At 70.4% G+C, this 26,736-nt stretch carries 30 protein-coding genes; 16 read left to right on the forward strand and 14 right to left on the reverse strand.

The window, feature by feature from the left end:
• Positions 1-90: 90 nt before the first annotated feature.
• Together BM228_RS13080 and BM228_RS13085 are read left to right on the forward strand one after the other, a co-directional pair.
• Positions 91-756 (forward strand): HAD family hydrolase, encoded by a 666-nt coding sequence (locus BM228_RS13080; RefSeq protein WP_092040894.1) that lies wholly within the window; start codon positions 91-93, stop codon positions 754-756.
• A gap of 190 nt (positions 757-946) precedes the next feature.
• A complete protein-coding gene (locus BM228_RS13085; protein WP_092040896.1) occupies positions 947-1,153 on the forward strand; it encodes a hypothetical protein in 207 nt (68 codons plus the stop codon).
• A gap of 22 nt (positions 1,154-1,175) precedes the next feature.
• On the opposite strand, the gene BM228_RS13090 is transcribed toward BM228_RS13085, so the two are convergent.
• The 3 genes from BM228_RS13090 to BM228_RS13100 form a co-directional block, all read right to left on the reverse strand.
• The gene (locus BM228_RS13090) at positions 1,176-1,415 is read right to left on the reverse strand and encodes a hypothetical protein (RefSeq protein WP_342030171.1); all 240 of its coding nucleotides are present in this window, start codon (positions 1,413-1,415) and stop codon (positions 1,176-1,178) included.
• Between the two features lie 174 nt (positions 1,416-1,589).
• Positions 1,590-1,871: a hypothetical protein gene (locus BM228_RS13095; RefSeq protein WP_092041038.1), complete on the reverse strand. Its 282-nt coding sequence runs from the start codon at positions 1,869-1,871 to the stop codon at positions 1,590-1,592.
• A gap of 254 nt (positions 1,872-2,125) precedes the next feature.
• Positions 2,126-2,500, reverse strand: coding sequence for a DUF6481 family protein (locus tag BM228_RS13100; RefSeq protein WP_058190506.1), 375 nt, complete (start codon positions 2,498-2,500; stop codon positions 2,126-2,128).
• A gap of 508 nt (positions 2,501-3,008) precedes the next feature.
• On the opposite strand from BM228_RS13100, the gene BM228_RS13105 reads away from it, so the two are divergent.
• The 11 genes from BM228_RS13105 (at position 3,009) to BM228_RS13155 (ending at position 13,534) form a co-directional block, all read left to right on the forward strand.
• Positions 3,009-3,527 carry an ureidoglycolate lyase gene (locus tag BM228_RS13105; protein WP_167367717.1) on the forward strand — a complete coding sequence of 173 codons (519 nt, stop codon included), beginning with the start codon at positions 3,009-3,011 and terminating at the stop codon, positions 3,525-3,527.
• Positions 3,528-3,659: 132 nt separating this feature from the next.
• Positions 3,660-3,854 carry a DUF4089 domain-containing protein gene (locus BM228_RS13110; protein WP_092041041.1) on the forward strand — a complete coding sequence of 65 codons (195 nt, stop codon included), beginning with the start codon at positions 3,660-3,662 and terminating at the stop codon, positions 3,852-3,854.
• Positions 3,851-5,248 (forward strand): AtzE family amidohydrolase, encoded by a 1,398-nt coding sequence (locus BM228_RS13115; RefSeq protein WP_092040905.1) that lies wholly within the window; start codon positions 3,851-3,853, stop codon positions 5,246-5,248. The genes BM228_RS13110 and BM228_RS13115 overlap by 4 nt, the downstream gene beginning before the upstream one ends.
• Positions 5,248-5,631 (forward strand): oxalurate catabolism protein HpxZ, encoded by a 384-nt coding sequence (gene hpxZ, locus BM228_RS13120; protein ID WP_092040907.1) that lies wholly within the window; start codon positions 5,248-5,250, stop codon positions 5,629-5,631. Before BM228_RS13115 ends, hpxZ begins: the two co-directional genes overlap by 1 nt.
• Before the next feature lie 107 nt (positions 5,632-5,738).
• Positions 5,739-7,361: an ABC transporter substrate-binding protein gene (locus BM228_RS13125; protein ID WP_092040909.1), complete on the forward strand. Its 1,623-nt coding sequence runs from the start codon at positions 5,739-5,741 to the stop codon at positions 7,359-7,361.
• Positions 7,362-7,563: 202 nt separating this feature from the next.
• Positions 7,564-8,517: an ABC transporter permease gene (locus BM228_RS13130; protein WP_092040911.1), complete on the forward strand. Its 954-nt coding sequence runs from the start codon at positions 7,564-7,566 to the stop codon at positions 8,515-8,517.
• 14 nt (positions 8,518-8,531) lie between these two features.
• Positions 8,532-9,461, forward strand: a complete 930-nt coding sequence (locus BM228_RS13135) for an ABC transporter permease (protein ID WP_092041044.1) — start codon at positions 8,532-8,534, stop codon at positions 9,459-9,461.
• Positions 9,458-10,513 carry an ABC transporter ATP-binding protein gene (locus BM228_RS13140; protein ID WP_092040914.1) on the forward strand — a complete coding sequence of 352 codons (1,056 nt, stop codon included), beginning with the start codon at positions 9,458-9,460 and terminating at the stop codon, positions 10,511-10,513. Before BM228_RS13135 ends, BM228_RS13140 begins: the two co-directional genes overlap by 4 nt.
• An 8-nt stretch (positions 10,514-10,521) precedes the next feature.
• Entirely contained in the window at positions 10,522-11,547 is a 1,026-nt protein-coding gene (locus BM228_RS13145) for an ABC transporter ATP-binding protein (protein ID WP_092041047.1), read from the forward strand.
• Positions 11,548-11,643: 96 nt separating this feature from the next.
• Positions 11,644-12,891 carry a hypothetical protein gene (locus BM228_RS13150; RefSeq protein ID WP_092041049.1) on the forward strand — a complete coding sequence of 416 codons (1,248 nt, stop codon included), beginning with the start codon at positions 11,644-11,646 and terminating at the stop codon, positions 12,889-12,891.
• A gap of 337 nt (positions 12,892-13,228) precedes the next feature.
• The gene (locus tag BM228_RS13155; RefSeq protein ID WP_092040916.1) at positions 13,229-13,534 is read left to right on the forward strand and encodes a hypothetical protein; all 306 of its coding nucleotides are present in this window, start codon (positions 13,229-13,231) and stop codon (positions 13,532-13,534) included.
• Between the two features lie 31 nt (positions 13,535-13,565).
• On the opposite strand, the gene pdxR is transcribed toward BM228_RS13155, so the two are convergent.
• Complete coding sequence (pdxR, locus tag BM228_RS13160; protein ID WP_092040919.1) at positions 13,566-15,047, reverse strand: MocR-like pyridoxine biosynthesis transcription factor PdxR; 1,482 nt, start codon at positions 15,045-15,047, stop codon at positions 13,566-13,568.
• A 93-nt stretch (positions 15,048-15,140) separates the two neighbouring features.
• On the opposite strand from pdxR, the gene BM228_RS13165 reads away from it, so the two are divergent.
• Together BM228_RS13165 and BM228_RS13170 are read left to right on the forward strand one after the other, a co-directional pair.
• Positions 15,141-15,767 (forward strand): FMN-binding negative transcriptional regulator, encoded by a 627-nt coding sequence (locus BM228_RS13165; RefSeq protein ID WP_092040922.1) that lies wholly within the window; start codon positions 15,141-15,143, stop codon positions 15,765-15,767.
• Complete coding sequence (locus BM228_RS13170) at positions 15,764-16,480, forward strand: GNAT family N-acetyltransferase (protein WP_092040924.1); 717 nt, start codon at positions 15,764-15,766, stop codon at positions 16,478-16,480. The genes BM228_RS13165 and BM228_RS13170 overlap by 4 nt, the downstream gene beginning before the upstream one ends.
• A gap of 2 nt (positions 16,481-16,482) precedes the next feature.
• Here the strand turns inward: BM228_RS13170 and BM228_RS13175 are convergent, their stop codons facing one another.
• Both BM228_RS13175 and BM228_RS13180 read right to left on the reverse strand, forming a co-directional pair.
• A complete protein-coding gene (locus tag BM228_RS13175) occupies positions 16,483-18,030 on the reverse strand; it encodes a GMC family oxidoreductase (protein ID WP_092040927.1) in 1,548 nt (515 codons plus the stop codon).
• Positions 18,027-19,451 (reverse strand): alpha/beta hydrolase, encoded by a 1,425-nt coding sequence (locus BM228_RS13180; protein WP_092040929.1) that lies wholly within the window; start codon positions 19,449-19,451, stop codon positions 18,027-18,029. Before BM228_RS13180 ends, BM228_RS13175 begins: the two co-directional genes overlap by 4 nt.
• A 116-nt stretch (positions 19,452-19,567) precedes the next feature.
• Between BM228_RS13180 and BM228_RS13185 the strand changes: the two genes are divergently transcribed.
• Positions 19,568-20,323, forward strand: a complete 756-nt coding sequence (locus BM228_RS13185) for a GNAT family N-acetyltransferase (RefSeq protein WP_092040932.1) — start codon at positions 19,568-19,570, stop codon at positions 20,321-20,323.
• Between the two features lie 7 nt (positions 20,324-20,330).
• Here the strand turns inward: BM228_RS13185 and BM228_RS13190 are convergent, their stop codons facing one another.
• From BM228_RS13190 to BM228_RS13225, 8 genes are all read right to left on the reverse strand, one after another.
• Positions 20,331-20,792: an NUDIX hydrolase gene (locus BM228_RS13190; protein WP_244537134.1), complete on the reverse strand. Its 462-nt coding sequence runs from the start codon at positions 20,790-20,792 to the stop codon at positions 20,331-20,333.
• A gap of 23 nt (positions 20,793-20,815) precedes the next feature.
• A complete protein-coding gene (gene xseA / locus BM228_RS13195) occupies positions 20,816-22,504 on the reverse strand; it encodes an exodeoxyribonuclease VII large subunit (RefSeq protein WP_092040935.1) in 1,689 nt (562 codons plus the stop codon).
• Positions 22,505-22,554: 50 nt separating this feature from the next.
• Positions 22,555-24,027 (reverse strand): MDR family MFS transporter, encoded by a 1,473-nt coding sequence (locus BM228_RS13200; protein WP_092040938.1) that lies wholly within the window; start codon positions 24,025-24,027, stop codon positions 22,555-22,557.
• Positions 24,028-24,124: 97 nt separating this feature from the next.
• On the reverse strand, positions 24,125-25,444 hold the full coding sequence (locus BM228_RS13205) for an MFS transporter (protein ID WP_092040941.1): 1,320 nt from the start codon (positions 25,442-25,444) through the stop codon (positions 24,125-24,127).
• Positions 25,444-25,653: an Rmf/CrpP family protein gene (locus BM228_RS13210; RefSeq protein WP_092040943.1), complete on the reverse strand. Its 210-nt coding sequence runs from the start codon at positions 25,651-25,653 to the stop codon at positions 25,444-25,446. The genes BM228_RS13205 and BM228_RS13210 overlap by 1 nt, the downstream gene beginning before the upstream one ends.
• A gap of 67 nt (positions 25,654-25,720) precedes the next feature.
• The gene (locus BM228_RS13215; protein WP_092041054.1) at positions 25,721-25,978 is read right to left on the reverse strand and encodes a DUF6894 family protein; all 258 of its coding nucleotides are present in this window, start codon (positions 25,976-25,978) and stop codon (positions 25,721-25,723) included.
• 84 nt (positions 25,979-26,062) lie between these two features.
• Positions 26,063-26,326: a hypothetical protein gene (locus BM228_RS13220; RefSeq protein ID WP_092040946.1), complete on the reverse strand. Its 264-nt coding sequence runs from the start codon at positions 26,324-26,326 to the stop codon at positions 26,063-26,065.
• Positions 26,327-26,482: 156 nt separating this feature from the next.
• Complete coding sequence (locus BM228_RS13225) at positions 26,483-26,716, reverse strand: hypothetical protein (protein ID WP_092040948.1); 234 nt, start codon at positions 26,714-26,716, stop codon at positions 26,483-26,485.
• Between the last annotated feature and the right edge of the window lie 20 nt (positions 26,717-26,736).

Below are 26,736 nucleotides of genomic sequence, written 5' to 3' on the forward strand. Positions count from 1 at the left end.
TTGTACCCCTTGAGACGGACCGGAACAGGCCGCTCCCGCCATCGTTGTTCGGCCGAATGCGTACGCCGTGCGCCGCAACAGGGGCCCGTGATGCGCGCCGTGATTTTCGACATCGATGGAACGCTGCTCGACAGCGTCGACCTGCACGCCCGGGCCTGGGTCGAGGCGTTCAAGCATTTCGGCGTCGAGACCGACGAGGCGAAGGTCCGCAGCCAGATCGGCAAGGGCGGCGACGAGCTGATGCCGGTCTTCCTGCCGGAAGAGCGCATCAAGCGCGAGGGCAAGGAGATCGAGAGCTTCCGCTCCGATCTGTTCCAGAAGAAATATCTGCCCGAAGTCCGGCCGTTCCCGGGGGTTCGGCCGCTATTCGAGCGGATCCGCGAATCGGGCCTGAAGATCGCCCTGGCCTCCTCGGGCAAGGGCCCCGAGGTCGAGCGCTATCAGGAGATTCTGGGCATCGCCGATCTCGTCGATGTCGTCACCAGCTCGGACGACGCGGATCGCTCGAAGCCTCATCCCGATATCTTCGAAGCCGCGGTCAAGAAACTCGAAGGCCTCGACAAGGACGACATGATCGTCATCGGCGATACGCCTTACGACGCCGAAGCGGCGTCGAAGGCGGGCCTGCGCACCATCGGCATGCTCTGCGGCGGTTTTCCGGAGGCCGATCTGTCTGCGGCGGGCTGCATCGCGATCTACCGCGATCCGCAGGATCTCCTCGACGGATTCGATCAATCCCTGCTCGCCACTGGGTGACGGACAGCAAAAGCAAGCCCTTTCGGAGGTCGGCCCCGAATCCTCCACGGTTTCCCGCAGGCTGTGTTGCAGCGCGGTGACGGCGCATGATGCCGGCTACGTAAAAGTGCGAATGGGGCTGGCGCGGTGGGTCCGGAAGGCGTAGCCACCCGCCCGCCATCTGGAACGTCTCAAAGCACGAGCGCCGCGCATGCCCCAGACTCACCAGGCCAGCCCTGCACCGCGTTACGTGCCGGTGGCCAAGCCCTTGGCCGAACAGATCGCCGAGGCGATCGATTGCCGGTCGACCCCGCTCAGCCAGCTTCTGCGGCTGATGGCGGCCCTGAACGCCGAGGGCGGCAACGAGGTGCTCCGCCACAAGCTCCGCGCGCGGATCGGCGCCCCGCTCGACGCCTAAGCGCACAACGACCGGCGGCGCGTCAGCGCCGCCGATGTCGGTGATGCGTCCGCTTCGCGACGGGCTTCTCCGGCGAGGCCGCGGCCTGCGTGGTTCGGGCCATGCAGGCGAAGTAGATCTGCCGCCCGATATCCTCGAGTTCCAGTCCCTTGGGATTGGGTGCGGAAAACACCTTGGCGCGGGCCTCGTTCCGGCAGGCTGCGTCTTCGGGGCTGCGGATCGGCGGCTCGGCCCGGACCGGCGCGCTGCCGAGTAACACCATGAGGATTGCAGCCGATACCAATGCGGGGACCCGCGTCCTGGCCGGGATACTCAACATACCGGGGCGTATTCCTCGTGGGATCGAGCCGCCGAGATAGTGCGGATCGCCCTGCCGTGAAGCTTCGTCAGACTGCTGGCCTCGGCCGCAAGACGGCGTCCGTGAGCCTTCACGCCCCTACGGCACGACCCATAGGCAGCGGCCGGCACCCGTAATCGTCATGCATTCATAGGGGGCGCCCCCGATCAGCGCCCGCTGCTCTACAGTGCCGATCTCGGCCTTCGGGATCTGGCGGCACCCGGCCTCCGGCGCATCGCGGGCCGACCCGGTCGCGGCGTCGATCCGGCGCGCGGCGATCAGCGTGTCGCAGGCGGTGATCGTGGTGCGATCCTGCGCCGAGGCGTGCGTCGCCCCCAGCAGAACGAGCGGCAGCGCCGCCAGCAGGGTTCCAGACCGCATCGCTTCCTCGCCGTTCGCGTCGCCGTCTTGAAGGACGACCGGGCACACCGCGCCTCATGCAAGACGGCGGCAGCTCTCAACCCGCATCGGTCGGGGAGGGTTGCGCAACGGTTTGTCGAGCGTGGTCAGAGCTCAAGAGGCTCCTGCGCCCTCGGATCGAAGGATCGGTGCCCTCCGAACGACAACGCCGCCCGCCTCGGGGGCGGACGGCGTTCGAGCGCTCGATGGATGCGCGCCGGGGCCGGCGCGGCGCCTCAGCGCTTGGCTTTCGCCTTACGGGCGGCGTAGCGGGCGTCGCGCTGCGCCTTCTTCAAAGCGAGTTCGGCAGACTTGCGCTCTTGCGCGGCAGCGAGTTCGGCGGCTTCGCGGGCGAGGCGCGCAGCGAGTTCGGCCTCCTCGCGCAGACGCTTCTCCTCGGCGGCCTTCCGCTCGGCGGCAATCCGGGCGGCCTCGCGCTCGCGGGCGCGCTCTTCACGGGCCTGGGCGATCTCGGCCCGGGCCTTCGCCTTGGCGATCACCTCGGGATCGTCGGCCGGCGGGCGGGCCTTGAACTTCGCCAGCAGGGCGGCTTTGGCGTTCTGCGAATGCTGGCGGCGGTCGTCGAAATTCCGGTAGTCGAATGCGCTCATCTGACCTTTCTCGGTTGGTACGTCACGCGTTTCGCGGGGACGACCGGCGACGCCGGCCACGTACGGAGACTACGGGTTCCAGGACCGTCCCCGGGCCCTGGAACCGCACCGATCCATCGGCAATACCGATGGTCCGACCCGAGCGCTCGGGCCACGCAAAAGCGTTCGGGTCGGACCATGTCTGATAAAAACGGGACAGCCCTTAGACCCAGCCCGCCCCAAGACGCAATCGGGTCTGCGTGCTGAGGTGGCCGCCAAAGCGACAATCCACGGCGACTCTGTAAAAGATTTGCCCGACGATGCCGAAAAACCTCAAACCGACGATGGGACGCGGCGATCTCGAACCGAATGTCGCCGGTTGCCGGGTGGGCCGAGCCGCAGGCTCGATCGAATACACAATAGCTAGGTCGCAACCTTCGCTGCGGCAAGGCCGGTGGTGCGGCATCAATGCCGCATCGTCTCGTCGCCGGGATGCCGGCACCCCGAACCGATGGCGCCAGGAGCCTCGATGCGCACGATCACGATTGCCGAGATGACGACTGAGGCTTTCGCGCCCTACGGCGACCTCCTGCGCGCTCCGGCGACGCCGCCGCGCCAGGATCAGGCCGGGACGATGCAGAACACCCGGCCGGCGGCGCGCGCCAATCTCGCGCTGATCCACAGCGAGCCGATGGACCAGTTGATGCCCTTGCGCCGTCTGGAGCGGCACCTGCATTCCAACCAAGCCTTCCTGCCGCTCGCGGTCGAGGCCTACGTGGTGGTCGTAGCCCCGGATCGCGACGGCAGGCCCGACGAAGCTCGGATCCAGGCGTTCCGGGTTCCGGGCCATGCCGGCATCAATTATCGCGCGGGCGCTTGGCACGCGCACATGATGACCCTGCAAGCGCCGGGGACCTTCGCCATGATCGTTCACGAGGACGGCACCGAGGCCGATTGTGACTTCGCGGCGATCGCTCCGCTGACGGTGGTTCTCCCGCAATCTGCTCAAGAAAACGGCAGACGCCTCCGCGACTTGGAATCGCTCTGATCAGCGGGAGTATGTGCCCAGGAATTGAGCAGCACGGATCTGGTGATGCGCCGGGCCGTCGAGCGGACTCGGCACGATGCCTGCAACCCGGAACAGGAGCTGGCTGCCTGGAAGGCCGGCGCGAGGAATGCGATGCCTGAGACGCCCCCGCCCTTCGACCCGGATGCCTACGCGGCGGTGGCGGCGCCGCTGCTCGGCCTCGACATCGATCCGGCCTGGATGCAGCCGATCACCGCGAACCTCCGCGTCCTCGCTGCAGCGGCCGAGCTCGTCGCGGACTTCCCGCTCCCCGACGCAGTCGAGGCGGCGCCGAGGTTCGAGGCATGAGCGTGCCGGCCACCTCCGACGCCGCGACGATCGCCGCCGCCGTCTCCGAAGGCCGCGCGAGCGCCCGCGAGACCGTGGCGTCCACCCTCGACCGGATCGCCCGGATTGACGGCCGCGTCGGCGCCTTCACGGACGTGCTGAGCGAACGAGCGCTGGCCCGAGCCGAGGCTCTCGATGCCGCCATCGCCCGCGGCGAGGCCGTCGGCCCGCTCGCCGGCGTGCCCTTCGCGGTGAAGAACCTGATCGACATCGCCGGCCTGCCGACCCGGGCCGGCTCGAAGATCAACCGGGACCACCCCCCAGCCTCCCGCGACGGCACCGTGGTGCGGCGCCTGGAGGCCGCCGGAGCGATCCTGGTCGGCGCGCTCAACATGGGCGAATACGCCTACGACTTCACCGGCGAGAACGTCCACGACGGCGACGCCCACAACCCCCACGCTCTCGACCACATGACCGGCGGCTCCTCCGGCGGGTCAGGCGCGGCGGTCGCCGCCGGCCTGGTGCCGCTGACGCTCGGCTCCGACACCAACGGCTCGATCCGGGTGCCGGCGGCCTTCTGCGGCTGCTTCGGGATGAAGCCGACCTACGGCCGGATCAGCCGGGCCGGCAGCTTCCCGTTCGTCGGCAGCCTCGACCATCTCGGGCCGATGGCTCGCAGCGTCACCGATCTCGCTTTGGCCTACGACGCGATGCAAGGCCCCGACCCGGAGGATCCGGTCGCCACCACCCGGGCGCCCGAGCCCGCCGCCCCGGGCCTCGAATCCGGGATCGGCAATCTTCGCATCGCGGTAGCGGGAGGCTACTTCGCCCGGGGCGGCGACCCGGAGGCCTTCTCTGCCGTCGCCCGCGTCGCCGACGCGCTCGGGGCGAGCGGCACCGTCGAACTCCCGGAGGCCCACCGGGCGCGGGCCGCGGCCTACCTGATCACCGCAGCCGAGGGCGCGACCCTGCACCTCGACCGCCTGCGCACCCGGCCGCGCGACTTCGACCCGGCGGTGCGGGACCGGCTGATCGCCGGGGCAATGATCCCGGCGCCCTTCGTCGAGCGCGCCCAGCGCTTCCGCCGCTGGTATCGCGACGCGGTGCTGAAGCTGTTCGACGGCATCGACGTGATCCTGGCTCCGGCGACGCCCTGCCGGGCGCCGAAGGGCGGCCAGACCCACTTCGTCCTCGACGGCGTGACCCTGCCGGTGCGGGCCAATATCGGCCTATTCACCCAGCCGATCTCGTTCATCGGCCTGCCGGTGGTGGCCGTGCCGGTGCGGCTCGATGCCGGGCTGCCGCTCGGCGTCCAGGTCATCGCCGCGCCCTGGCGGGAGGACCTGGCCCTGCGCGTGGCGCGCCAGCTCGAACGGGACGGGATCTGCACGGCGCCCGTGGCGGAGATCGCCTGATGGTCATCGACGATCCCACCGTGAAGGCCGAGGTCGAGGCCGCGTTCCGGGCCTACGAAGTCGCGCTCACCACCAACGATGTCGCCACCCTGGAGGCCCTGTTCCGGGACGATCCCCGGACCATCCGGTACGGGGCCGGCGAGAACCTCTACGGCATGGACGCGATCCGGGCCTTCCGGCGCGCCCGCTCACCCGTGGGCCTGGAGCGGGTCTTGGCCCGGACGGTGATCACCACCTACGGGCGCGACTTCGCCACCGCGATGACCCTGTTCACCCGGGACAACGCCCCCGGCAAGACCGGCCGCCAGAGCCAGACCTGGGTGCGCTTCCCGGAAGGCTGGCGGGTGGTGGCTGCCCATGTGAGCCTGATCGCGGCGGACTAGCTTTCCCCTGCCCGTGCATGGACCGGGACCGGTTGGCCGCGGGCTTGCATACGGTCGAGCGTATTCCGGGCCCGCCCTCCCGGACCAACGCGAGTCCCCGAACCGATATGCTGTCTCGTCTGAAAACCTTTGGCGCCCGTGCGGCGCTGGCCGGCGCCCTCGCGCTCTCGGCGAGTTCCGCCGCCCTCGCGCAGGGCACCCTGCGGATCGGCATGACCGCATCCGACATCCCGCTGACCACCGGCCAGACCGACAATGGCGGCGAGGGCATGCGGTTTCTGGGCTATACGGTCTATGACGGCCTGATCAATTGGGACCTGTCGAGTGCGGAGCTGGCCTCCGACCTCGTGCCCGGCCTCGCCACCAGCTGGGCGGTGGACGCCACCGACAAGACCAAGTGGACCTTCAAGCTCCGGCCGGGGGTGAAATTCCACGACGGCTCCGACTTCACCGCCGACGCGGTGGTGTGGAACCTCGACAAGCTCCTGAAGGCCGACGCGCCGCAATACGACCCGCGCCAGTCCGCGCAGGGCAAGACCCGCATCCCGGCGGTGGCGAGCTACCGCGCCGTGGATCCGATGACCCTCGAGATCGTCACCAAGGCCCCCGACGCGACGCTGCCCTACCAGATCGCCTGGATCATGATGTCTTCGCCCGCGCAGTGGGAGAAGGTCGGCAAGTCCTGGGACGCCTTCGCCAAGCAGCCCTCCGGCACCGGCCCGTGGAAGCTGACCCTCTTCGCGCCCCGCGAGCGCGCGGAGATGGTGCCGTTCAAGGAATACTGGGACACGAACCGGGTGCCGAAGCTCGACAAGCTCGTGCTGGTGCCGCTGCCCGAGGCCAATGCCCGGGTCGCCGCGCTGCGCTCCGGCCAGGTCGACTGGATCGAGGCGCCCGCGCCCGACGCCGTGGCGTCCCTGAAGGGGGCCGGCTTCACCATCGTCACCAACGCCTACCCGCATAACTGGACCTGGCATCTGTCCCGGGTCGAGGGCTCGCCCTGGAACGATATCCGAGTGCGCAAGGCCGCCAACCTCGCCATCGACCGCGACGGCCTGAAGGAGCTGCTCGGCGGCCTCGCCATCCCGGCCAAGGGCTTCATGCCCCCGGGCCACCAATGGTTCGGCCACCCGAGCTTCGACGTGAAGTTCGACCCGGACGCCGCCAAGAAGCTGATGGCCGAGGCCGGCTACAGCCCGGCCAAGCCGCTGAAGCTGAAGGTCGCGATCTCGGCCTCGGGCTCGGGCCAGATGCAGCCGCTGCCGATGAACGAGTTCGTCCAGCAGAACCTCGCCGACGTGGGCATCCAGGTCGATTACGAGGTGGTCGAGTGGAACACGCTGATCAACATTTGGCGGGCCGGGGCCAAGGCCGACATCTCCCGCGGCGTCTCGGCGATCAACTATTCGTACTTTATCCAGGACCCGTTTACCGGCTTCATCCGCCACCTGCAGAGCAACTTCGCCCCGCCGAATGGCACCAATTGGGGCTATTACAGCGACCCGGCGATGGACAAGCTGTTCGATCAGGTGCGCAACACCTTCGACAAGACCGAGCAGACGAAGGTCCTGGAGAAGGTCCACGAGAAGTACGTGGACGACGCGCTGTTCATCATGATCACGCACGACGTGAACCCGCGGGCGATGAGCCCGAAGGTGAAAGGCTTCGTCCAGGCCCAGAACTGGTTCCAGGACTTTTCGAAGATCACCATCGCGACGGCGGGGCGGTAGCACCACCGACTCCCTCCCCCCCTCTGCGGGGGAGGGTACCTGCGAAGCAGGGGGGGAGAGGGGCAGCGCGACGATGCGGGTATCGGCGCCCGGCACGCCTTCTCCGGAAGCGTCGCTCCCCTCTCCCGACCCCTGCTGACGCAGGGGCCACCCTCCCCCGCAGAGGGGGGAGGGGGATTTTCCGGCCACGGCAAGGCACCCGATGCTGATCTACATTCTCAAACGCCTGGTCTACGTGACGCCCGTGGCGTTCGGCGTCAGCCTGGTCTGCTTCCTGCTGGTCCATCTGGCGCCGGGTGATGCCCTGAGCGCGGTTCTGCCGGCGGATGCGACCCAGGAGACCATCAACGAGATGAAGGCCGCCTACGGCTTCGATAAGCCGTTGCCGGTCCAGTACCTGATCTGGCTGTGGCACGTGCTGCACGGCGATCTCGGCACCTCCATCGCCACGGGCCGGCCGGTGCTCGGCGAGGTCAGCCGCGCGGTGGTCAATTCGCTGATCCTCGCCTCGGTGGCGACGGTGATCGGCTTCACCTTCGGGACGCTGTTCGGCTTCGTCGCCGGCTATCACCGCAACTCGGTGGCCGACCGGGCGGCGTCCGCGCTCTCGGTCTTCGGCGTGAGCGTGCCGCATTACTGGCTCGGCATGGTCCTGGTGATCGTGTTCTCGGCGACGCTGGGCTGGCTGCCACCCACGGGTGCCGGGCCCGACGGCTCGGGCAATTGGCGGCCCGATTTCGACCACCTGCGCTACCTGATCCTGCCGGCGGTGACGATGTCGGTGATCCCCACCGGCATCATCGCCCGCACGGTGCGCGCTCTGGTGGCCGACATCCTGGCGCAGGACTTCGTCGAGGCCCTGCGCGCCAAGGGCATGGACGAGTTCGGCGTGTTCAAGCACGTGGTGCGCAACGCCGCCCCGACCGCGCTGGCGATCATGGGCCTCCAGCTCGGCTACCTGCTCGGTGGCTCGATCCTGGTGGAGACCGTGTTCGCCTGGCCCGGCACCGGCTTCCTCCTCAACGCCGCGATCTTCCAGCGCGACCTGCCCCTGCTCCAGGGCTCGATCCTGGTGCTGGCGATGTTCTTCGTCGTCCTGAACCTGCTGGTGGACGTGATGCAGACCGCCCTCGACCCGCGCATCGAACGCGCCTGACCCGGAGGCCGATGATGACCGCACCGATCACCGCAGCCTCGATGGCCCTCGACGGCGGCGTGCTCTCCGCCGGAGACGCCGCCCCGGAGGCCGCCTTCGTCCCGTCCCGGGGGTTCTGGGGCCATGTCGGCCACCGGCTGGTGCGCGATCCCGTGGCCATGGGCGCCGGGGCCGTGATCCTGCTCGTAGTGCTGATCGCGATCCTGTCGCCTTGGATCACCCCGATGGACCCGTACAAGGGGTCGATGCTGCGCCGCCTCAAGCATGTCGGCGACGCCACCTACTGGCTCGGCTCGGACGAGCTCGGACGCGACATGATCAGCCGGCTGATGCTGGGCTCGCGCCTGTCGCTGTTCATCGGGGTCACCCCGGTGCTGATCGCCTTCGTGATCGGCTCCGCCATCGGGATCCTCGCCGGCTATGTCGGCGGGTGGACCAACACGATCCTGATGCGCACCATCGACGTGTTTTTTGCATTCCCGTCGGTGCTGCTGGCGATCGCGCTCTCCGGAGCGCTCGGGGCCGGCATCTTCAACTCGATCGTGTCGCTGACCTGCGTGTTCGTACCCCAGATCGCCCGCGTCGCCGAGAGCGTCACCACGGGCATCCGCAAGCGCGACTACATCGACGCGGCCAAGCTGTCCGGCGCCTTGCCGCTGACGATCATGCGGGTTCAGGTGCTCGGCAACGTCGTTGGGCCGATCTTCGTCTACGCCACCAGCCTGATATCGGTCTCGATGATCCTGGCCTCGGGCCTGTCTTTCCTCGGTCTCGGCGTGCGCCCGCCGGAGCCGGAATGGGGCCTGATGCTCAACACCCTGCGCACCGCGATCTACGCCAACCCGGTGGTCGCGGCCCTGCCGGGCGTGTGCATCTTCGTCGTCTCGATCGCCTTCAACCTGTTCTCGGACGGCCTGCGCGCCGCGATGGAGATTCGCCAGTGAGCGTCATCCCGGACGCCCCCGATCCGTTCGCCCGCGACCGCGGCGGGCCGGCCCAGCCGCTTCTGTCGGTCTCAGGCCTCTACAAGCACTTCCCGGTCCGCAAGGCCGGGGGCAAGAAACAGGTGGTGCGCGCGGTCGACGGCGTCGATTTCGACGTGTTGAAAGGCGAGACGCTCGGCATCGTCGGCGAATCCGGCTGCGGCAAGTCCACCACCGCCAAGCTGCTCATGGGCCTGATCGAGCGCGATGCCGGCTCCCTGCTGTACGACGGCCAACCGGTCGGCGAGCGAGTCATGCCGTGGCGGTCCTACCGCCGCCAGGTTCAGATGGTGTTCCAAGACAGCTACGCGTCCCTCAACCCGCGCATGACCGTGGAGCAGTCGATCGCCTTCGGCCCGAAGGTCAACGGCGTGCCCGGCCGCGAGGCGGTGGAGCGCGCCCGCGCCCTGCTCGCCCGGGTCGGCCTGGAGCCGAAGCGCTTCGCCGGCCGCTATCCGCACGAGATTTCCGGCGGCCAGCGCCAGCGGGTCAACATCGCCCGCTCCCTCGCCCTGGAGCCGCGACTGGTGCTGCTCGACGAGGCGGTCTCGGCGCTCGACAAGTCGGTGGAAGCCCAGGTGCTGAACCTGCTCCTCGACCTCAAGGCCGAGTTCGGTCTGACCTACATCTTCATCAGCCACGACCTGAACGTCGTGCGGTTCATCTCCGACCGGGTGATGGTGATGTATCTCGGCCGCGTCTCCGAGATCGGTCCGTCCGACACGGTGCTGGACGCGCCGGCCCATCCCTATACCGAGGCGCTGCTCGCCTCGATGCCATCGCTCGATCCCAACAACCGCACCCAGGCCGCGCTGCTGCAGGGCGACCCGCCGAACCCGATCGACCCGCCCTCCGGCTGCCGTTTCCATCCCCGCTGCACCCTCGCCGAGCCGATCTGCAGCGAGACGGAGCCGCCCCTCGACACGGTCGGGCCGCTGCACCGGGTGTCGTGCCTCGCCCGCCAGCCGGGCTCCGGCCATTCCGCCGCCCCCGCCCGAGCGCTCGCGGCATGAGCGGCCCGATGTCGAATCCGGAACCCGCCGTCACCCTGGGGAACCTGCGCGTCGCCTTCGGCAAGGTGCAGGTCGTCGACGGCGTCGACCTCACCGTGGAGCGCGGTCAGGCGATGGCGCTCATCGGCGAGTCCGGCTCGGGCAAGAGCGTCACCCTGCGGGCGATCCTGCGGCTGTTCCACGAGGGGCGCAGCCGGATCGAAGGCACGATCCTCGCCGCCGGCCGAGACGTGCAGGCGCTGAGCAAACGCCAGCTCGCCAATTTCCGCGGCGGCGACGTCTCGATGATCTTCCAGGAGCCCCTTCTGGCCTTCGACCCGGTCTACACGGTCGGCCAGCAGATCACCGAGGCGATCCGCCGCCACGAGAAGATCTCGAAGGAGGATGCCCGCAAGCGCGCGCTCGCCCTGTTCGAGCGGGTGCGGATCCCCAGCCCGGAGCGTCGGCTGGACAACTACCCGCACGAGATGTCGGGCGGCATGCGCCAGCGCGCCATGATCGCCCTGGCGCTCGCCTGCCGGCCGCAGGTGCTGCTCGCCGACGAGCCGACCACCGCCCTCGACGCGACGGTGCAGATCCAGGTGCTCCTGCTGCTGCGCGAATTGCAGCGCGACCTCGGCCTGTCGATCATCATCGTGACCCACGATCTCGGCGCGGCGGTCGAGGTCGCCGACCGGATCGCCGTGATGTACGCGGGCAAGATCGTCGAGACCGGCACCGCGCATCAGGTCGTGCTCGACCCACACCACCCCTACACGATCGGCCTGCTCCGCAGCCGGGCGGAAGGGGCGCTGGCCAAGGGCTCGCGGCTCCAGACCATCCCGGGCAGCCCGCCCGACCTCGCCAACCGGCCGCCCGGCTGCCCGTTCGCACCGCGCTGCTTCCTGGTCGAGGAACGATGCCGCCAGGAAATGCCGCCGGTGGCTGAAATCTCGCCCGGTCACAAGGTCGCCTGCTGGCGGACCGAGGAGGCCGCTGCCGCCTACCGGGCCGGGCCGACGCCGGTGCGCGCGGCGGAGCCGGTCCCGGCCTGAACCCCGGGGATCGACGCATCCGCGCGAAGCCTTTATCCGGCTTCGCGCGGCTTTCAGGTGGCGGAACACCGCGCGACCGGCCGCCCGAGCATCGCGATGAGCCAAACCGCCCCTGAGATCGTCCTGGTTTCCCGCGGGGAGGCCGGCCATTTCCTTCCGTCAGCTTTGGGCTGGCTGGGCAAGCGCATCACCGTCACCGCCCATCCGGGGGCGGCCAACCACATCCTCTGCCTGCCGGTGCTCGACTTCGTCCGCCTCGGCTTCCCGGAGGCGAACGGGCGGCTGGACCTGCTGGAACCCGGCGATGTCGAGAACCTGCGCTCCGGCCGGGCGGCGCTGCTGCTCGACCTGTCGAACGAGGGGCCGGGCCTGCACGCCCCCACCTTCGAGGCCCTGCACCGAAATCTCCACGCGCTCGGCATCCCGCGGACGCAGGTCATCCTGGTCAGCCAGAACCGGGCGCTCCGCCTTGATTACGAGGAGCTCTACGGCGAGGGCCTGCGCTTCTGGACCTTCGATTTTTTTCCGCTTCAGGTCGCCCTCTGGCTCGACGACGAGGCTGGGCCGACGCTCTTCTCGCAGCATCCCCTCGACCGGACCGGCTACGTACCGTTCGCTCACACCACCGGCCCGGCCCGGTTCCTGTGCCAGAACGCGGCCCTGCGCTGGCACCGGGTGCTGCTCTACCGCTGGTTCCAACTCCATCGCCTCGACCGCGAGGGCCTGATCTCGTTCCACGGGATCGGCGCGGACAACCCGAAGGCGGGTGGCATCGACGTGTTCCACGCGCCGTCGGAGATCAAGGACGCCTTCGGGCCACTGCTGGCGGATGTCGGCTCCTGGATCCCCCGGCAGGCCAAGCGGCTCGATACCCCGGCGCCGGGCGGCGACATGGTGTTGACGCTCGATACCCAGGCCTATGCGGCTTGCGACCTGACGATCATCTCCGAGACCGATTTCTTCGAGCTGGGCGTCGAGCGCATCACGGAAAAATCGCTGAAGGCCGCCGCCATGGGGCTGCCCTTCGTGATGGTCGGCGCGCCGCGTGCCGTGGCGCTCCTGTCGGAACTGGGCTTCCACACCTTCGGCAGCCTGATCGACCACCATTACGACCGGGTCACCGACCCGATCGAGCGCCTTCCGGAGGTGTTCCGGTCGATTGAGACAGCCTGGGCCGATTGCCGACGCGACCGCATCGCTTGGCAGCGCCGGGCGCGGGAGCAGGCCGAGGCGAATGTCGCCCATGCGCGCCGCGGGCTGCTGCGGCAGCTCGACCGGGTGACGGTCGCGCCCCTGGTGGAGCGGCTCGCCCGGTTCATGGAAACGGGCACGCTGGTGCACTGACCCGCGCTCCGCCGTGACATCCGGACTCCCGACCGCGCCCCTGCGCTGCACCGCCTGCGACCGCGGCCATTATGTGCCGGTGCGGTTCTGCCCGTTCTGTGGCGCGGAGCAGACGGAGAAGGCTGAACCGCCGGCTCCCCCGCCTCCTGCACCACCTCCGCCGCCGCCCGTGGCGCAGGAGGAAGCTCCAGCCATTCCCGTCGCGGCGCCGATGCTTCCGCCCGAGGAACCGCCTCCACCGCCGGCGCCCGAGCCTGACCCGCCCCCGCCGCCGCCGATCCGGCCGGCGCCCACAGCCCCGCGCCGACGCAAAAGGCTGGTCCGGCTCCGTCAGGCCGTGCTGGCGCTCGCGGCCATCATCGGTCTCGCGGCCCTCGCGCTGGCGCGCCGCGACGTCGTCCCGGCGCCGATACGGATCGAGATCGGAGCGGCCTGGACGCCGGTGGCGATGAAATCCTTCCGGAACGTCGCGGCGCTGCGGATCACCGCGGAGGGCGTGGTCAGCCTGCGCCTCGACGGCGAGCGGGTGCAGCGCGTCAGCCCATCGAGCGGCGCGACCGTGCGGCCCAAGACCCTGCGGAGCCTGGAACTGCGCGCCGGCCGCGGCCCCGTTACCGTGACGCTGACGCCGCGGAGCGAGTGAGCGCACGGGGCATACTGCAACCGCGGCAACCTCAATCGGCCATCCGCAGCGTCTCGGCCAGTCGCTGCACAGCCGGCTCGATCGCCCGTTCGGGCACCGCCGCGTAGCCGAGCAGCAGCCCCGGCTCCGGCGCGCCGACATGGTAGGCCGAGAGCGCCACCGCCGAGATCCCGGCCCGACCGAGGCGCGCGACCGCTTCGGCATCGCCGAGCGCGTCCGGCCAGGCGGGACCGGGCCGGGCGATCAGGTGCATCCCGCCCTCCATCGGTGCGACGTTCATCACGTCGGCGGCATGGCGGCGGGTTGCGTCGACCAAAACCTCCTGGCGCAGGGCGTAGAGCCGCCGGGTCCGGCGCAGATGGCCGGCGAGATGCCCGTCCTCAATGAAGCGGGCCAGCGCCCATTGGCCGATCCCCGGGGGCGCCGGGCCGATCTCAGCGAGCGCCTGGTTCACCGGCGCCACCAGCCCCCGCGGCAAGACCAGATAGCTGAGGCCGAGGGCGGGCAGGAGCAGCTTGGAAAAGCTGCCGACATAGATGACCCGGCCGCCGCGATCCAAGGCCCGCAGCGGCGCCAAGGGACGCCCGGCATAGCGGTAGGCGCCGTCGTAATCGTCCTCGACGATCCAGCCTGAGACGGCCTCCGCCCAGGCCAGGAGGTCGAGCCGGTTCTCCAGGCTCATGGCATGGCCCAGCGGGTAGTGGTGGGCCGGCGTCACCACGGCGAGCCGCGCGCCCTCGAGCAACGGCCCGGCGCCGCTCACCGCGAGGCCGCCGGGGCCGATCGGGATCGGGACCGGGCGCAGGCCGGCGCTCGCGAGCGCCTGGGCGATCCCGGGAAAGCCCGGCTCCTCGACGAGGGCCGCCTCACCGGGATCGAGCAGGAGTTCGGCGAGCAGGCGTAGGCTCTGGCGGATACCCGCCGTGACGATCACGTCGTCGGCCTCGCAGGCTACGCCGCGCGCCTGCGCCAGATAGCCGGCGATGGCCGCGCGGAGCGCCGGCGAACCACGGGGATCGGGCCGCTCGGTCGGTCCGTGGCGCCACTCCGCTTGGAGCAGGCGCGCCCAGACCTCGTACGGGAAGGCGTCGAGGGCCGGCCGGCCGAGCGCGAAGGCGTCGGGCACGCCGGGACCGGCCATGAACCGCCGGTCCGGCGCCGCCACGAGGCGGGCGCCCCGGCGCGACAGGCTGGGTATGTCTGTACGGGTCGGCTGCACCGACGCGTTTGCCCGGGGGAGGGCGTCGTCGGGAAGTGTCGCGGCAACGCGCGTGGCCGACCCGGACCGGGCCGTCAGGTAGCCCTCGGCGATGAGCTGCTCCAGGGCGAGCACCACCGTGCCCCGGGCGCAGCCGAGATCCGCCGCCATCACCCGGGAGGCCGGCAATCGAGCGCCGCGCGGCAGGCGCCGGTCCAAGATCGCCGCGCGCAGACCCTCGCGCAGCTGGACGTGCAGCGGCGTCGGCGCGTCCGGATCGAGGCTGACGGGCAGCGGCAGCGGGCCCCGAGCCATGGCGAAAGCGGTCCAGTCGATTTTCGGAAATCGGACCTTTCGCCTGGTCCGCTGCACGGTCAAGCCTAGCGGCGTTGGAAGGGAGGGATTCGGATGTACCAGCCGCCGCAGTTTCGGGACGACACGCTTGCGGCGCAGCACGAGCTGATCCGTACCTATCCGCTGGGTCTTCTGGTCACCGGCGGCGCGGACGGCCTGGTCGCCAACCCGGTGCCGTTCCTGCTGGACGAGGCCGGCCCGCACGGCACCCTGCGCGCCCATCTCGCCCGCGCCAACCCGCAATGGCAGGCGCTGGCCGAGGCCGAGGAATGCCTCGTCGTGTTCCAGGGTCCACAGGGCTACGTCACCCCCGGCTGGTACGCGAGCAAGCGCGAGCACGGCCGGGTGGTGCCGACTTGGAACTACGCTACCGTCCACGCCTGGGGCCGGCCGCTTGTGATCGAGGATGCGGACTGGCTGCGCCGCCAGATCGCCGACCTCACCGCCCTGCGCGAGGCGCCGCGCGCCGCGCCCTGGGCCGTGGACGACGCGCCCGCGCCGTTCGTGGCGGCACAGCTGCGCGCCATCGTCGGCATCGAGATCCCGATCACCCGCATCGAGGGGAAGTGGAAGATGAGCCAGAACAGGCCCGAGGCAGACCGGACCGGCGTGATCGCCGGGATGCGGGCGGAAGGCGAGACGATCCTCGCCGATATGGTCGCCGCGCGGAGCGGATCATGAGCCAGCGCCTCAACGCCTTCGGCCAGCCGATCGGCCCGGCCCTGCCGGACTGGACCCCGCGCCCTCGGCCGCCGCGGGCGCCGCTAGAGGGCCACTTCTGCCGGGTCGTGCCCTTGGACGCCGAAGCCCATGCGGCCGGCCTGTTCGCCACCTACAGCGCGGCGCCCGACCGGCGGAACTGGACCTATCTGCCCGACGAGATGCCGGAGAGCGACGCCGAATTTCGCGCCCGGCTCGAAGCCAGGGCGGCGAGCGAGGATCCGCTGTTTTACACGATCCTCGACCGGGCGAGCGGCGTACCGCTGGGGATTGCCTCGTATCTTCGGATCGATCCGGGCAACGGCGTGATCGAGGTCGGCCATCTGCATTTCGGCCCGCGGCTTCAGCGCGCGCCCGCGGCCACCGAGGCGATGGCGCTGATGATGGCCCGGGCCTTCGACGAACTCGGCTACCGCCGCTACGAATGGAAATGCGACAGCCTCAACGCCCCGTCCCGGGCGGCGGCGCTGCGCTACGGCTTCACCTTCGAGGGCATCTTTCGCAATGCCACGGTGGTGAAGGGGCGTTCCCGCGACACGGCGTGGTTTTCGATCACGGACGCGGACTGGCCGCGGGTGCGGGCGGGCTTCAAGGCTTGGCTCGACCCGGCGAACTTCGATGGAGAGGGCCGGCAGCGGCGTGGGCTCGCCGCGTTGCGCGCCGAGCCCAACTGATCTCAGCCCCCGGCGGCCAAGAATGCCTCCGCGGTGCGCAAGCTCAGCGCCATGATGGTCAGGGCGGGGTTAGCCGCCAGCGAACTCGGGAAGGTCGAGCCGTCGCAAATCCAGAGGTTGTCGATGTCGAAGCTGCGGCCGACGGGATCGACCACGGCGCTCGACCCGTCACGACCCATCCGGCATGTACCGATCGTGTGGGCGACGCGCTCCAGCACCCAGATGTCCTCGGCGCCGGCCGCCTGCCAGAGGTCGCGCATCACCTTTGTGGCGTGGGCGTTGAGGCGCTCCTCATTGGTGCCGTAGCCGAAGCTGATCTGCGCCTTGCGCATCCCGCGGGCGTCGGTCTCGTCGGACAGGGTCAGCACGTTGGCGTCGCAGGGCAGCGTCTCGCCGTTGATGCCGATGCCGGCGACGTGATTGTAGCCGTCGAGATAGTCGAGCAGGGGCTGCCCCCACAGGCCGCGCCCGCGCGCCACCGCGTTGCCGAAGGTCAGCGGCACGACTCCGAGACTCTGGATCAGGTAGCCGCCGGCGAAATCCGCCCCGGCGCGGATGAAATCCTCGGTGATCAGCGATGAGGGATAGCCGCGATTCATCCGCACCTCGTTGGCGAAGGTGCCCCAGACCTGCGTTGCGACGTGGCCCATGTAGTTGCGGCCGACCTGATCGCTGGAATTGGCGAGCCCGAGATGCAGCAGCAGCCGCGGCGTCTCGACGGCGCCGGCGCAGAGGAACACCGCGCCGCAACGCTGGCGCCGCTCCTGTCCGTCTTGAGTGTAGACCACCGCCGTGACCCGGCCGTCGGTGCCGCGCTCGAGCCCGTGGACGAAGGCCTCTGCCCGGATCTCCGCGCCGCGGGCGACCGCGAGCGGCAAATAGGTGACGTCCATGCTGGTTTTAGCGCCGTTGCGGCAGCCCTGGTGGCAGAAGCCGCAATTGATGCAGGCGTTGCGGTGGGGGCCGTCCTCGGATTGGAACGCCTGCGAGACCACCGCCGCGGGGGCGTCGGCCCAGCGGATGCCGAGCGCGTCGCAGGCGCCGGCCATGATCTGCGCAGGCGCATTGCGTGGCACCGGGGGCAGGGGATAGCGGCGACCCGGATCCCAGGGATAGGATTGCGGCCCCGAGACGCCGATGAAGCGCTCGACCCGCTCGTAGAACGGCGCCAGCTCCTCGTAGCTCAGGGGCCAGTCGACGCCCTCGCCGCTCTCCGTGTGGAGGCGCAGGTCGCGGGCATCAGCCCGGGGCACGAAAGCGCCCCAATGAAGGGTCGAGCCGCCGACGCCAGTGCCGCTGTTGTTGGCCCCGAACGCCTCCGGCGTGGAGCCACCGCTCAGGCGCTCATCGGTCCAGTAGATCTCGTCCGCCAGGGTCTCGTCGAAGGCGAAGCGTTCCGGGGTGAAGTTCGGCCCCGCCTCCAAAGCCACGACCTTCAGGCCGGCCGCGGCCAGCCGGGCGAGCAACGGCGCGCCGCCCGCCCCGGTGCCGACAATGACGGCGTCGACCGCCTCGTCCGTGCGGTAGGTCCGCATCCCGTCGAGATTCATCGGACCGCCTCCTGATGGGCCGGGCGCGGTTCCCAGGGTTCCGGCGTATCAGGCCCGACCTGATGGAAGCCCGGAAGCCCGTCCGCGATCGGGCCCGGCCGGTCGCCGCCGGCGCCGATGCCGGAAAAGCCGACCCGGGCCAGGGCCGCCGGATGGGCAAGCCACAGGCGCACCACGTCAGCCCGCAAATCCTCGAACCAGAACCGCATCCGGTCGTCGTCGAGGCGACCGCCGAGCGTCTCCGGCACCGACAGCTGGCCGCGTTCGGCCAGCGTCAGCAGCGCGTCCTGCTCCCGGCCGTCGAGGACGACGAAGGGCCGGCTGTTAGCGGCGCGGGCCGCTGCGTCGAGGGTGCGCAAGGCGACCCGATAGGCCTCCGGGTCCGGCGGCAGCGCGACGAAACGCCAGCCGTCGCCGGCTCCGGAGGCCAGGCGCGTGTCGAGCCGAGCGGCGACGTCCACGCCCGGCGTCGGCAGGACGCGGGCGCAGGCGGCGCGCAGGATCGCCAGTTCCACCGGATCGAGCGCTTCCGGCTGGTAGGCCGGATCGTCGGGCTCCGCGCGTTCCTCCAGAGCGCTGCGCAGGCGGCTGTTGACCCGCTCGGACGCGATCAGCGCGGCGTAGGCCGGCGGCACCTCGGGCGCCTGAGCACCATCCGCGCGTGGCCGGTCATCGAAATGCTTGCGCAGCAGATCGGACAGGGCCTCGGGACGCTCCAGGGGCAAGAGATGACCGACGCCATCGACTGTGACGACCCGGTGATATGCAAGGTGTGGCGCCATCAGGGCGTGCTGCGCATCGGCACCGAGATCGGCATCCTCGGAGCCGGCCAGGATCAGGGCCGGCGTGCGCAGGATGCCGACCCGGCGGCTCAGATCCTCGTGAGAACCGGCTTCGAGCCAAGCCTTCCAGGCGGCCGGCGCAGCCTGCAGCACATCGGCGACCGCGCGGGCCTCGATCTCTGGGTCGAGCCCATCGCCGACATTCGCGCGCACGAACGCCTTCGCCTCGCGCAGGCGTGTCTCCGGATCGGCGTCGATCCAAGCGAGCATCTTGGCGCGACGATCCTCCGGTATCGGCTCCGGGCTGGGCGGCGAGCCCGAGATCAGGATCAGATCGGTGAGTCCGTCCAGGCCTGCATCGCCGTCCTCGGAGCGGCGGGCGAGGGCCAGGGCCACCTTCGCGCCCATGCTGTGGCCCGCGATGGCGAAGCGCGCCGGTGCCCGGGATCGGATCACGGCCGCCACGTGGTCGGCCATGGCGTCGACGGAAAAGCCCGACGCCCCGGCGGCGTTGCCGAAGCCCGGCAGGTCTACGGGCACGCAGGTCGGCGTATCGCCGAGGGCACGGGACAGAAGCTCCCAGCTTCGGGCGCTGCCGCCAAGGAAATGGAGTGCGAAGAGGAAGTCAGGCGCGGACATGATGCGGACATCGCGCGAGGCTGGAACGCTTCAAGCGTACGCGACGCCGCATGGACCCGATCGCATTGGGGTGGCGCGCTCCCGATCGGCATGGGATCAAACGGCCGGAGCGAATCATGACGTCCGACATTGATCTGGCCTGGCGCGTAGAAGAGGCCTGCCTCAACGCCTGGCCGAGCCCGCGCCAGCTCCTCGTCCACGGCTACCTGCTGCGCGCCACCGGCGGCACCTCGAAGCGACAGAACTCCGTGAACCCCCTGCGCGGCAGCGGCGCCCCCGAGCCGGCGATCGCGGCCGGCGAGGCGCACTACGCGGCCCTCGGCCGCCGGGCGATCTTCCGGGTGCCGGCGATCGCGCCGCAGATGGAGCCGCTCCTGACCGGCGGCGCTTACACCGTCGTCGACGAGACCTGCACGCTGTTCCGCGCTCTCGACGACCTGTCGGCCGGCCCGGACCCGGCAGTCAGGCTCATGTCTGCGCCCGATGCCGCGTGGCTGGCCGTGCGCGACGCAGTGAACCGGGCCGACGCGGCCGCCGCGCAGGCGTTTCGCGACACCGTGGAGACCCTGATCCTGCCACGGGCCTTCTCGGCGGCGACAGTGGACGGCGGCATCGGCGCCTTCGCTTTCGGGGTGCTCGACGGCGATGTTTTAGTGATCGAGTCGGTGGCGACGGTCGAGCATCTGCGCGGACGCGGCCATGCCAAACGCGCCGTGTGTGCGCTGCTGCACTGGGCTCGGGGGCAGGGCGCTCGGGCGGCCTGCCTTCAAGTGGTCGCGGCGAATAAGCCAGCCCGGGCGCTGTACCGGGGGCTGGGATTCGAGCGGGAGCTGTACCGATATCACTACTGGGTCGGGCCGGAGCCAACGTGATCTATCGCTAGAATGGCGAGTTCTCGGCGGGTTTTTCGAAAGCCCGTAAATAATCAGAAACGCGGTCCCGCAGATGCGGCACCGCCTGCGGATGGGCGATGAACCGCGCGGCCGGCATCAAAGTCCAATCGGTGCCTTCGTTTCCGAAGCGGATCTTCTCGACTTCGACCGGCCGTAGAGACGCGGCGCAGAAAAAGGCCGAGGCCCCAGTGCCGGACCAGCTCGGATAGCGACGCTGCCAGACGATCCGCTCAGGCTCGATGAGCAGGCCGAACTCTTCGTGGGTCTCGCGCAGCGCGCAGTCCGCCGGCGACTCGGCGTTCTCCCGACCGCCTCCGGGAAGATCCCAGAGCGCGGGAAACGGGATATCCGGCCGGTCGTCCCGCCGGTAGACGAGGATCTCGTCACCGAGGACCAGGGCGATCTTCGCGCCCGTGAACGGCCGCCCGTCCCAGATGTCGATCGGCACGCTGTCTTGCCCCGACGCGCGGCTCAGAAAAGCGACCCTTGCCGCGTCGGTGCGGCGGTGCTCGCGGGCGTGCGCTTGCCGGTCTCCGCACCGGAGGCCGGCTGCGTCCGCGCAGCGCGCCGGGCGGGTTTCGCCGAAACGGACGGGTCGGCGGTCCCGTCCGGCACCGCATGCACGGTCCCGTCGGCGAATTGCAGGCTGAGGCGGCTGGCAGCGACGGCCTCGGCGGCGTGGCGGACCGGCAGGCCGGCGGCGTCGCGGACGAGGACGTAGCCGCGCTCCAGCACGGCCCGGTAGCTCAGCGAGCCGAGGAGATGCGCCAAGCCCTCCAGCCGGTCGCGGCGGCGCTCGACGCCGCGCAGGCCAGCCTGGGTCAGGCGGTTCGACAGGGCGACGAGGCGGTCGGCCCGGCGCGCCTGCAGCGCCCGCGCCCGCTCCAGGCTGGCATCCCGGGCGACGACCAGGCGCCGGCCGAGCTGGGCCAGGGCCTCGCCCTTGCGCTGGACGTCGTTGCGCAGGGCGGTGAGCGGCCGGTGATCGATCCGCGCCAGCCGCGCTCTGGCATTGGCGAGCGCGACGTCCGGCGAGCGGCGGGCCATCCGGTCAAGGAGGAGTTGCAGGCGGGCGCGGTGCCGGCTGGCGCCGGCCGCGAGCGCAGGGGCGAGGCGCGCCTCGGCGAGGTCGAGGCGCTGGCGCTTGGCCGCGAGCAGGGCGTCGGCGCTCGGCAGGGCGCGAGCGAGAGCGCGCAAATCCGAACGATCGCGCTCGACCCGGCGGCCGATCGACCCGATGGCCCGGGCGGAGAGGTCCGACACCGTGGCGATCAAATCGGCGCGGACCGGCACGGCCATCTCGGCGGCGCCCGTCGGGGTCGGCGCCCGTCGGTCGGAGACGTAGTCGATCAGGGTGGTGTCGGTCTCGTGCCCCACCGCGGAGATCAGCGGGATCGCGCTCTCGAAGGCGGCACGGACGACGCATTCCTCGTTGAAGGCCCACAGATCCTCGATGGAGCCGCCGCCCCGGGCGACGATCAGCACGTCCGGGCGCGGGATGGCGCTGCTTGGCCCCAGCGCGTTGAAGCCGCGGATCGCGGCAGCGACCTCTTCCGCCGCGCCGTCGCCCTGGACGCGCACCGGCCAGACCAGGACGGGGCGCGGGAACCGATCCTCCAGCCGGTGGAGGATGTCGCGGATCACCGCTCCGGTGGGCGAGGTGACGACGCCGACCACGCCCGGCAGATAGGGAATCGCCCGCTTGTGCTCCGGGGCGAACAGTCCCTCGGCGGCGAGAAGCTTCTTGCGCTCCTCCAGGAGGGCCATCCAGGCGCCGAGGCCGGCCGGCTCCAGGCTTTCGATGACGATCTGGTACGAGGACTTGCCCGCGAAGGTCGTGATGCGCCCAGTTGCGACGACCTCAAGACCTTCCTGGGGCTTCTGGCGCAGGCGGCCGAACACGCCCTTCCACACCACCGCGTCGATCCGCGCCTGCCCGTCCTTCAGCGAGAAATAGGCATGGCCGGAGCCGTGCTGGCCGCGATAGCCGGAGATCTCGCCGCGCAGGCGGACATGGCCGAACGCGTCCTCCAGGGTGCGCTTGAGCGCGCCCGCCAACTCGCCGACCGACCATTCCGGCTGGTTGGCGGTGAGTACGCTGGTCGGCGGTATATCCGCCGCGGGCGAGGCTGCGGGGCGCGGAGGCGGCACGAGGGGCATGGGCGGACGCTAGGCGGCCTTAGCCGGAAGGTCAAAGGTCGAGAGGCAGCCTATTCCACGACCAGTTCACGCGGCGCGTCCGAGATCGCCACCCGCGGCACGAACAGCGACAGCAGCAGCGTCAGCGACGCCACGGCAAAAACCGTCCAGAACGTGCCGTGGAGGGCGTGCTGAAGCCCGTCCCGGATCGCGTCGCCGCCGGCGCCGAGGCTGGCGGGATCGTCGAGGAGGCGGCGGAGCTGGTCAGAATCCACCGCCGGTCCGCTCGCCGGATGCACCAGCCGATAGTTCAGCACGGCGCCCAAGGCGGTGGCCCCCAGGGTCGAGCCGAGGTTGCGAGCAAAAATGTTCGAGGCGGTCGCGGCGCCGCGCTGGGCCCAGGCGACGCTGTCCTGGATGATCACGATGGCGGCGGTCGAGAGGAAACCCATCCCCAGCCCCATCACGATCGAGCCGCAGGCGGCCACGATCGGCGAGGTCGCGGAGCCCAGGGCGACGAAAGCGGTGGCACCGAGCGGCAGCAGGGTCGCGCCGACCAGAAGCGTCGGGCGGAGGCCGAAGCGCACGAAGTTGCGCGCCGCCGTGGTTGCGCCGATTGGCCAGCCGAGCACCATCAGGGTCAGGGTCATGCCGGCGATCAGAGGCGATTGCCGCAGCACGCCCTGGACGTACATCGGCAGGAAGGCGGTCAGGCCGATCACTGTCATGCCGGAAAGCAGTGTCGCGGCGTTGGCGGTGGCGATCGGGCGCTGCATCCACAAGCGGATGTCGAGCATCGGGTCGGTGGCCCGGCGCTCCTGCAGCACGAACAGGAAGGCGGCGACCACGAAGCCGAGGGCCGGCCACAGGGCTGCCGCGGCCGAGGTGCCGGCCTCGGTCAGCGCCATCATGAGCGCGGCGATGGCCGCGGTGAACAGGGCGGCGCCCAGCGCATCGATCGGGCGGCTGCGGCGCTCGACGCTCTCCCGCAGGAACGCCAGGAACAGCCCGGCCGCGATGACGCCGACGGGCAGGTTGATCCAAAAGATCCAGGGCCAACTCAGATGGCCGATGATCAGGCCGCCGACCAGCGGTCCGGCCACCGACGAGATGCCCCACACGCTGGCCAGATAGCCTTGGACCTTGCCGCGCTCCCGGGCCGGGTAGAGGTCGCCCACCACCGTCAGGCTCACCGGCTGGATCGCCCCGGCACCGACACCCTGCACCAGCCGGAACAGGATCAGCGAAGGCATCGACCAGGCGAGCCCGCAGAGCAGCGAGCCGGCCAGAAAGACTGCGATCCCGAACAGCAACACCGGGCGCCGCCCGTAGAGGTCGGACAGCTTGCCGAACACCACGGTGGTGGCGGTCTGGGTCAGCAAGAAGGAGCCGAACACCCAGGCGTAGAGGTGGAGGTCGCCCAGCTGCCCGGCGATCTGCGGCATGGCGGTCGAGACGATGGTCGCCTCGATGGCGATCATGAACATCGCCGCCATCACCGCGGCGAGGACCAGCGGGCGGCGCGTCTCGGAAGGGCTGGGCATGCGCGCGGTCTAGGCCCGCAGCCGCCTGCGACCTAGCGTCGAAGATGCGCTCCCGTCCGGCTGTGCTTCCGGGCCGTGCGAGAGCGCACATGAACGGTTACGCTTCGAGTTCTGCATCGAGGTCGCGGCCCCGGGTCTCCGGCAGCAGGAAGGCGGCGATGGTACCCACCAGGCTGAAGGCCGCGAGATAATAGGCCGGCGCCAATCGGTCGCCGGTGGCCGAGATCAGCCAGTTGATCACGTAATTGGTGCTGCCCCCGAAGACCGAGACCGAGAGCGCGTAGACGATCGACAGGCCGGCGCTGCGCACCGCCCGGGGCAAAGCCTCCGGGATGCCGACGATCACCGCGGCGGCGTTGATCGACGAGAGTGCCGAGAGCAGAAAGGTCACGGCGTAGACGCTCGCCGCGCTCGGGGCGTTCACCACCCAGGCGAAGGCCGGCACGGCCAGCACCAGGATCAGCGCCCGCGGCCAGATCATCACCGGGCGACGCCCGACCCGGTCGGCCAGCCAGCCACCGAGCAGGGGGAAGATCACCGAGGCGAGGCCCAGCGCGATCGGCACCGCGGTGGCGGCGGTCTCGCTCAGGCCCAAGGTCGCGCCGGCATAAACCGGCATGTTGGTGCCGACGGCGTTCGACACCGTGGAGGCGGCGATGACCAGGAAGGTCAAGCCCAGCAGGCGGCCGTGCTCGCGCAGCAGCCGCCCGACCACCGCGAGGGTCGAGGGAGCCGCGCGCGGGTCCTCGTCGGCTCCGGCCGTCTCCGGCAGGTGGCTGCGGATCACGAGGCCCACCGGGACGACGCACAGACCGAGGCCGAACATCACCCGCCAGCCCCAGGCCGACATCGCCTGATCGCCGACGATGAGCGCCAGGATGGTCGCGACGATGCCGGCGAACAGGGCGGCGCAGCCCTGGCTGGCAATCTGCCAGCTGGTGACGAAGCCGCGCTTGGCCGGCGGGGCCGCTTCCAACAGGTAGGCGGTGGACGGGCCGACCTCGCCGCCGAGCGCCAGACCCTGGATGAGGCGACCGGCGATGACGATCACCTGCGCCCAGCCGCCGATCGCCGCGTAGGACGGGCAGGCAGCGAGCATCAGCATCCCGAGCGCCATCAGCGCGATGGTGATCAGCATGGCGGGCTTGCGCCCGGCCCGGTCCGCGAAGGCGCCGATCAGTACGCCGCCGATCGGCCGCATGACGTAGCCGATGCCGAACAGGGCGAGCGACGCGAGCAGGCTGTGGGTGGGATCGGTGGCCGGGAAGAACGCCTCGCCGATCGGCTTGGCGAAGAAGGCGTAGACGGTGAAGTCGTAGAATTCGAGGGCGTTGCCGAGGACCACGGCGCCGACCGCCTTGCGGTCGAGGGCGGGGTGCGGCGGCACGTCGGCAGGGATCGCGGTTCTGGCGTCCATCAGCGCGTGGGCTCCGCGGCCGGCGGGTGCTTGGCGAGTCCCCCGGTCACCGGCTCCGCTCCACCGGAGACGGCTTCGTCGTAGCCCGCAAGCCAGCGCGTGCGCGCCTGCGTCCCCTCGGCATAAGGGCAGGCCTCGCGGGCGAGACCCTTCCCGGGGGCGGCGCGGCCGAGGGCGTGCGTATCGAGATCGTTCGGGGGCGAATCCATGCTGGCGCTGCTCCTCATGCGTCGCGTTCGCCGCGATGTAGGGCAGACGGAGCGCGGCGGCTTGCGCTCAATGCAGCGTGGGATCTGCGTCCGGCGGGAGCGAGACGGCCTCGCTGAACGGGAATTCCAGCACGACCTCGCCCGCCGCGTCGGTCACGACCAAGCAGGCGGTCATCAGCCGGGCCTGGTTCCGCGGATCGGCCAGGGCCGCCCGGATCGTCTCCTGGGCCTTCTCCCAGGCCTGGTCCGGATCGCGCAGTTCGAAACCGGTTGGGTCGGTGATCGTGTCGTCGCCAATCTGGGTGTGGAAGAAGTAGCGCGGCATGGCCGTCATCCCCGGTGTCGAGCGCTCGTACAGCGACCGACCCGTTTAGATGGGGATCGGACGAGCTCGGGTCAGCGGTGCGACTCAGCCGTTGGCGGCCTGCGCCATCGGGGCCGCGGGAACCGCCCGGAGGCTGTGCACGGTGGCGGAAGGGGCGCCCGTGCGGTGCAGCTTCTCCATCGCCATCAGCGGCCGCAATTCGGGCTCGGCGAAATCCATCAACCGGGCGTTGCGCCAGCGCGGCTTGCCGGCACCGCGGCCGAACCAGCGTGGACGCACCTCCTCGACCAACAGCACGAGACGGCCCGTCCAGGATTTCCGGAACCAGAAGCGCCCGGTCAGAGCCATCGTCCCATCCCCACGAACAAAGCCGCCCGCAGCAGGCGGCCGAACCGATACGGCTCAGCTGTCGGCGCCCCCAATACCGGACTTGGCCGTAGAAGTACCGGTCTATCGCGCGGACCCATGCCGGCTCGACCAATATCCACAGGCGACGCAGGCCACTCAGCGCGCGAGATGACGTAGGACCAGACCGAGCACGAGGAACCAGACGAGGCCCGAGGTGACGTAGACGAAGCCGCGCAGCAGAGCGGATTCCAGCGCTTGGTGGGCGGAGCCCCGATTGGCTGGCCGGAGCCTGTGCTCTGCGGGCCGTGATGCCGGCGCGTTCACGCCCCCGGACGGTGCAGCGAGGTAGCGCGTCAGGCTTTCCGGCAGCTTTGGTTCGTCGGTCTCCACGGATCGGGAGATTAATCGTC

Origin of the sequence: Methylobacterium pseudosasicola (assembly GCF_900114535.1) — a bacterium.
Taxonomy (GTDB): Bacteria; Pseudomonadota; Alphaproteobacteria; order Rhizobiales; family Beijerinckiaceae; genus Methylobacterium; species Methylobacterium pseudosasicola.

Bases quoted from the DNA above. Each gene is read 5' to 3' on its own strand.
- BM228_RS13095 (WP_092041038.1), bottom strand. From the start codon at position 1,871: ATGCGGTCTGGAACCCTGCTGGCGGCGCTGCCGCTCGTTCTGCTGGGG.
- BM228_RS13135 (WP_092041044.1), top strand. From the start codon at position 8,532: ATGACCGCACCGATCACCGCAGCCTCGATGGCCCTCGACGGCGGCGTG.
- BM228_RS13215 (WP_092041054.1), bottom strand. From the start codon at position 25,978: ATGCCGCGCTACTTCTTCCACACCCAGATTGGCGACGACACGATCACC.
- BM228_RS13170 (WP_092040924.1), top strand. From the start codon at position 15,764: ATGAGCCAGCGCCTCAACGCCTTCGGCCAGCCGATCGGCCCGGCCCTG.
- BM228_RS13125 (WP_092040909.1), top strand. From the start codon at position 5,739: ATGCTGTCTCGTCTGAAAACCTTTGGCGCCCGTGCGGCGCTGGCCGGC.
- BM228_RS13100 (WP_058190506.1), bottom strand. From the start codon at position 2,500: ATGAGCGCATTCGACTACCGGAATTTCGACGACCGCCGCCAGCATTCG.
- xseA (WP_092040935.1), bottom strand. From the start codon at position 22,504: ATGCCCCTCGTGCCGCCTCCGCGCCCCGCAGCCTCGCCCGCGGCGGAT.
- BM228_RS13200 (WP_092040938.1), bottom strand. From the start codon at position 24,027: ATGCCCAGCCCTTCCGAGACGCGCCGCCCGCTGGTCCTCGCCGCGGTG.
- BM228_RS13090 (WP_342030171.1), bottom strand. From the start codon at position 1,415: ATGGTGTTACTCGGCAGCGCGCCGGTCCGGGCCGAGCCGCCGATCCGC.
- BM228_RS13080 (WP_092040894.1), top strand. From the start codon at position 91: ATGCGCGCCGTGATTTTCGACATCGATGGAACGCTGCTCGACAGCGTC.
- BM228_RS13205 (WP_092040941.1), bottom strand. From the start codon at position 25,444: ATGGACGCCAGAACCGCGATCCCTGCCGACGTGCCGCCGCACCCCGCC.
- BM228_RS13105 (WP_167367717.1), top strand. From the start codon at position 3,009: ATGCGCACGATCACGATTGCCGAGATGACGACTGAGGCTTTCGCGCCC.
- BM228_RS13185 (WP_092040932.1), top strand. From the start codon at position 19,568: ATGACGTCCGACATTGATCTGGCCTGGCGCGTAGAAGAGGCCTGCCTC.
- BM228_RS13110 (WP_092041041.1), top strand. From the start codon at position 3,660: ATGCCTGAGACGCCCCCGCCCTTCGACCCGGATGCCTACGCGGCGGTG.
- BM228_RS13150 (WP_092041049.1), top strand. From the start codon at position 11,644: ATGAGCCAAACCGCCCCTGAGATCGTCCTGGTTTCCCGCGGGGAGGCC.
- BM228_RS13130 (WP_092040911.1), top strand. From the start codon at position 7,564: ATGCTGATCTACATTCTCAAACGCCTGGTCTACGTGACGCCCGTGGCG.
- BM228_RS13175 (WP_092040927.1), bottom strand. From the start codon at position 18,030: ATGAATCTCGACGGGATGCGGACCTACCGCACGGACGAGGCGGTCGAC.
- pdxR (WP_092040919.1), bottom strand. From the start codon at position 15,047: ATGGCTCGGGGCCCGCTGCCGCTGCCCGTCAGCCTCGATCCGGACGCG.
- BM228_RS13115 (WP_092040905.1), top strand. From the start codon at position 3,851: ATGAGCGTGCCGGCCACCTCCGACGCCGCGACGATCGCCGCCGCCGTC.
- hpxZ (WP_092040907.1), top strand. From the start codon at position 5,248: ATGGTCATCGACGATCCCACCGTGAAGGCCGAGGTCGAGGCCGCGTTC.
- BM228_RS13220 (WP_092040946.1), bottom strand. From the start codon at position 26,326: ATGGCTCTGACCGGGCGCTTCTGGTTCCGGAAATCCTGGACGGGCCGT.
- BM228_RS13145 (WP_092041047.1), top strand. From the start codon at position 10,522: ATGTCGAATCCGGAACCCGCCGTCACCCTGGGGAACCTGCGCGTCGCC.
- BM228_RS13210 (WP_092040943.1), bottom strand. From the start codon at position 25,653: ATGGATTCGCCCCCGAACGATCTCGATACGCACGCCCTCGGCCGCGCC.
- BM228_RS13165 (WP_092040922.1), top strand. From the start codon at position 15,141: ATGTACCAGCCGCCGCAGTTTCGGGACGACACGCTTGCGGCGCAGCAC.
- BM228_RS13180 (WP_092040929.1), bottom strand. From the start codon at position 19,451: ATGTCCGCGCCTGACTTCCTCTTCGCACTCCATTTCCTTGGCGGCAGC.
- BM228_RS13085 (WP_092040896.1), top strand. From the start codon at position 947: ATGCCCCAGACTCACCAGGCCAGCCCTGCACCGCGTTACGTGCCGGTG.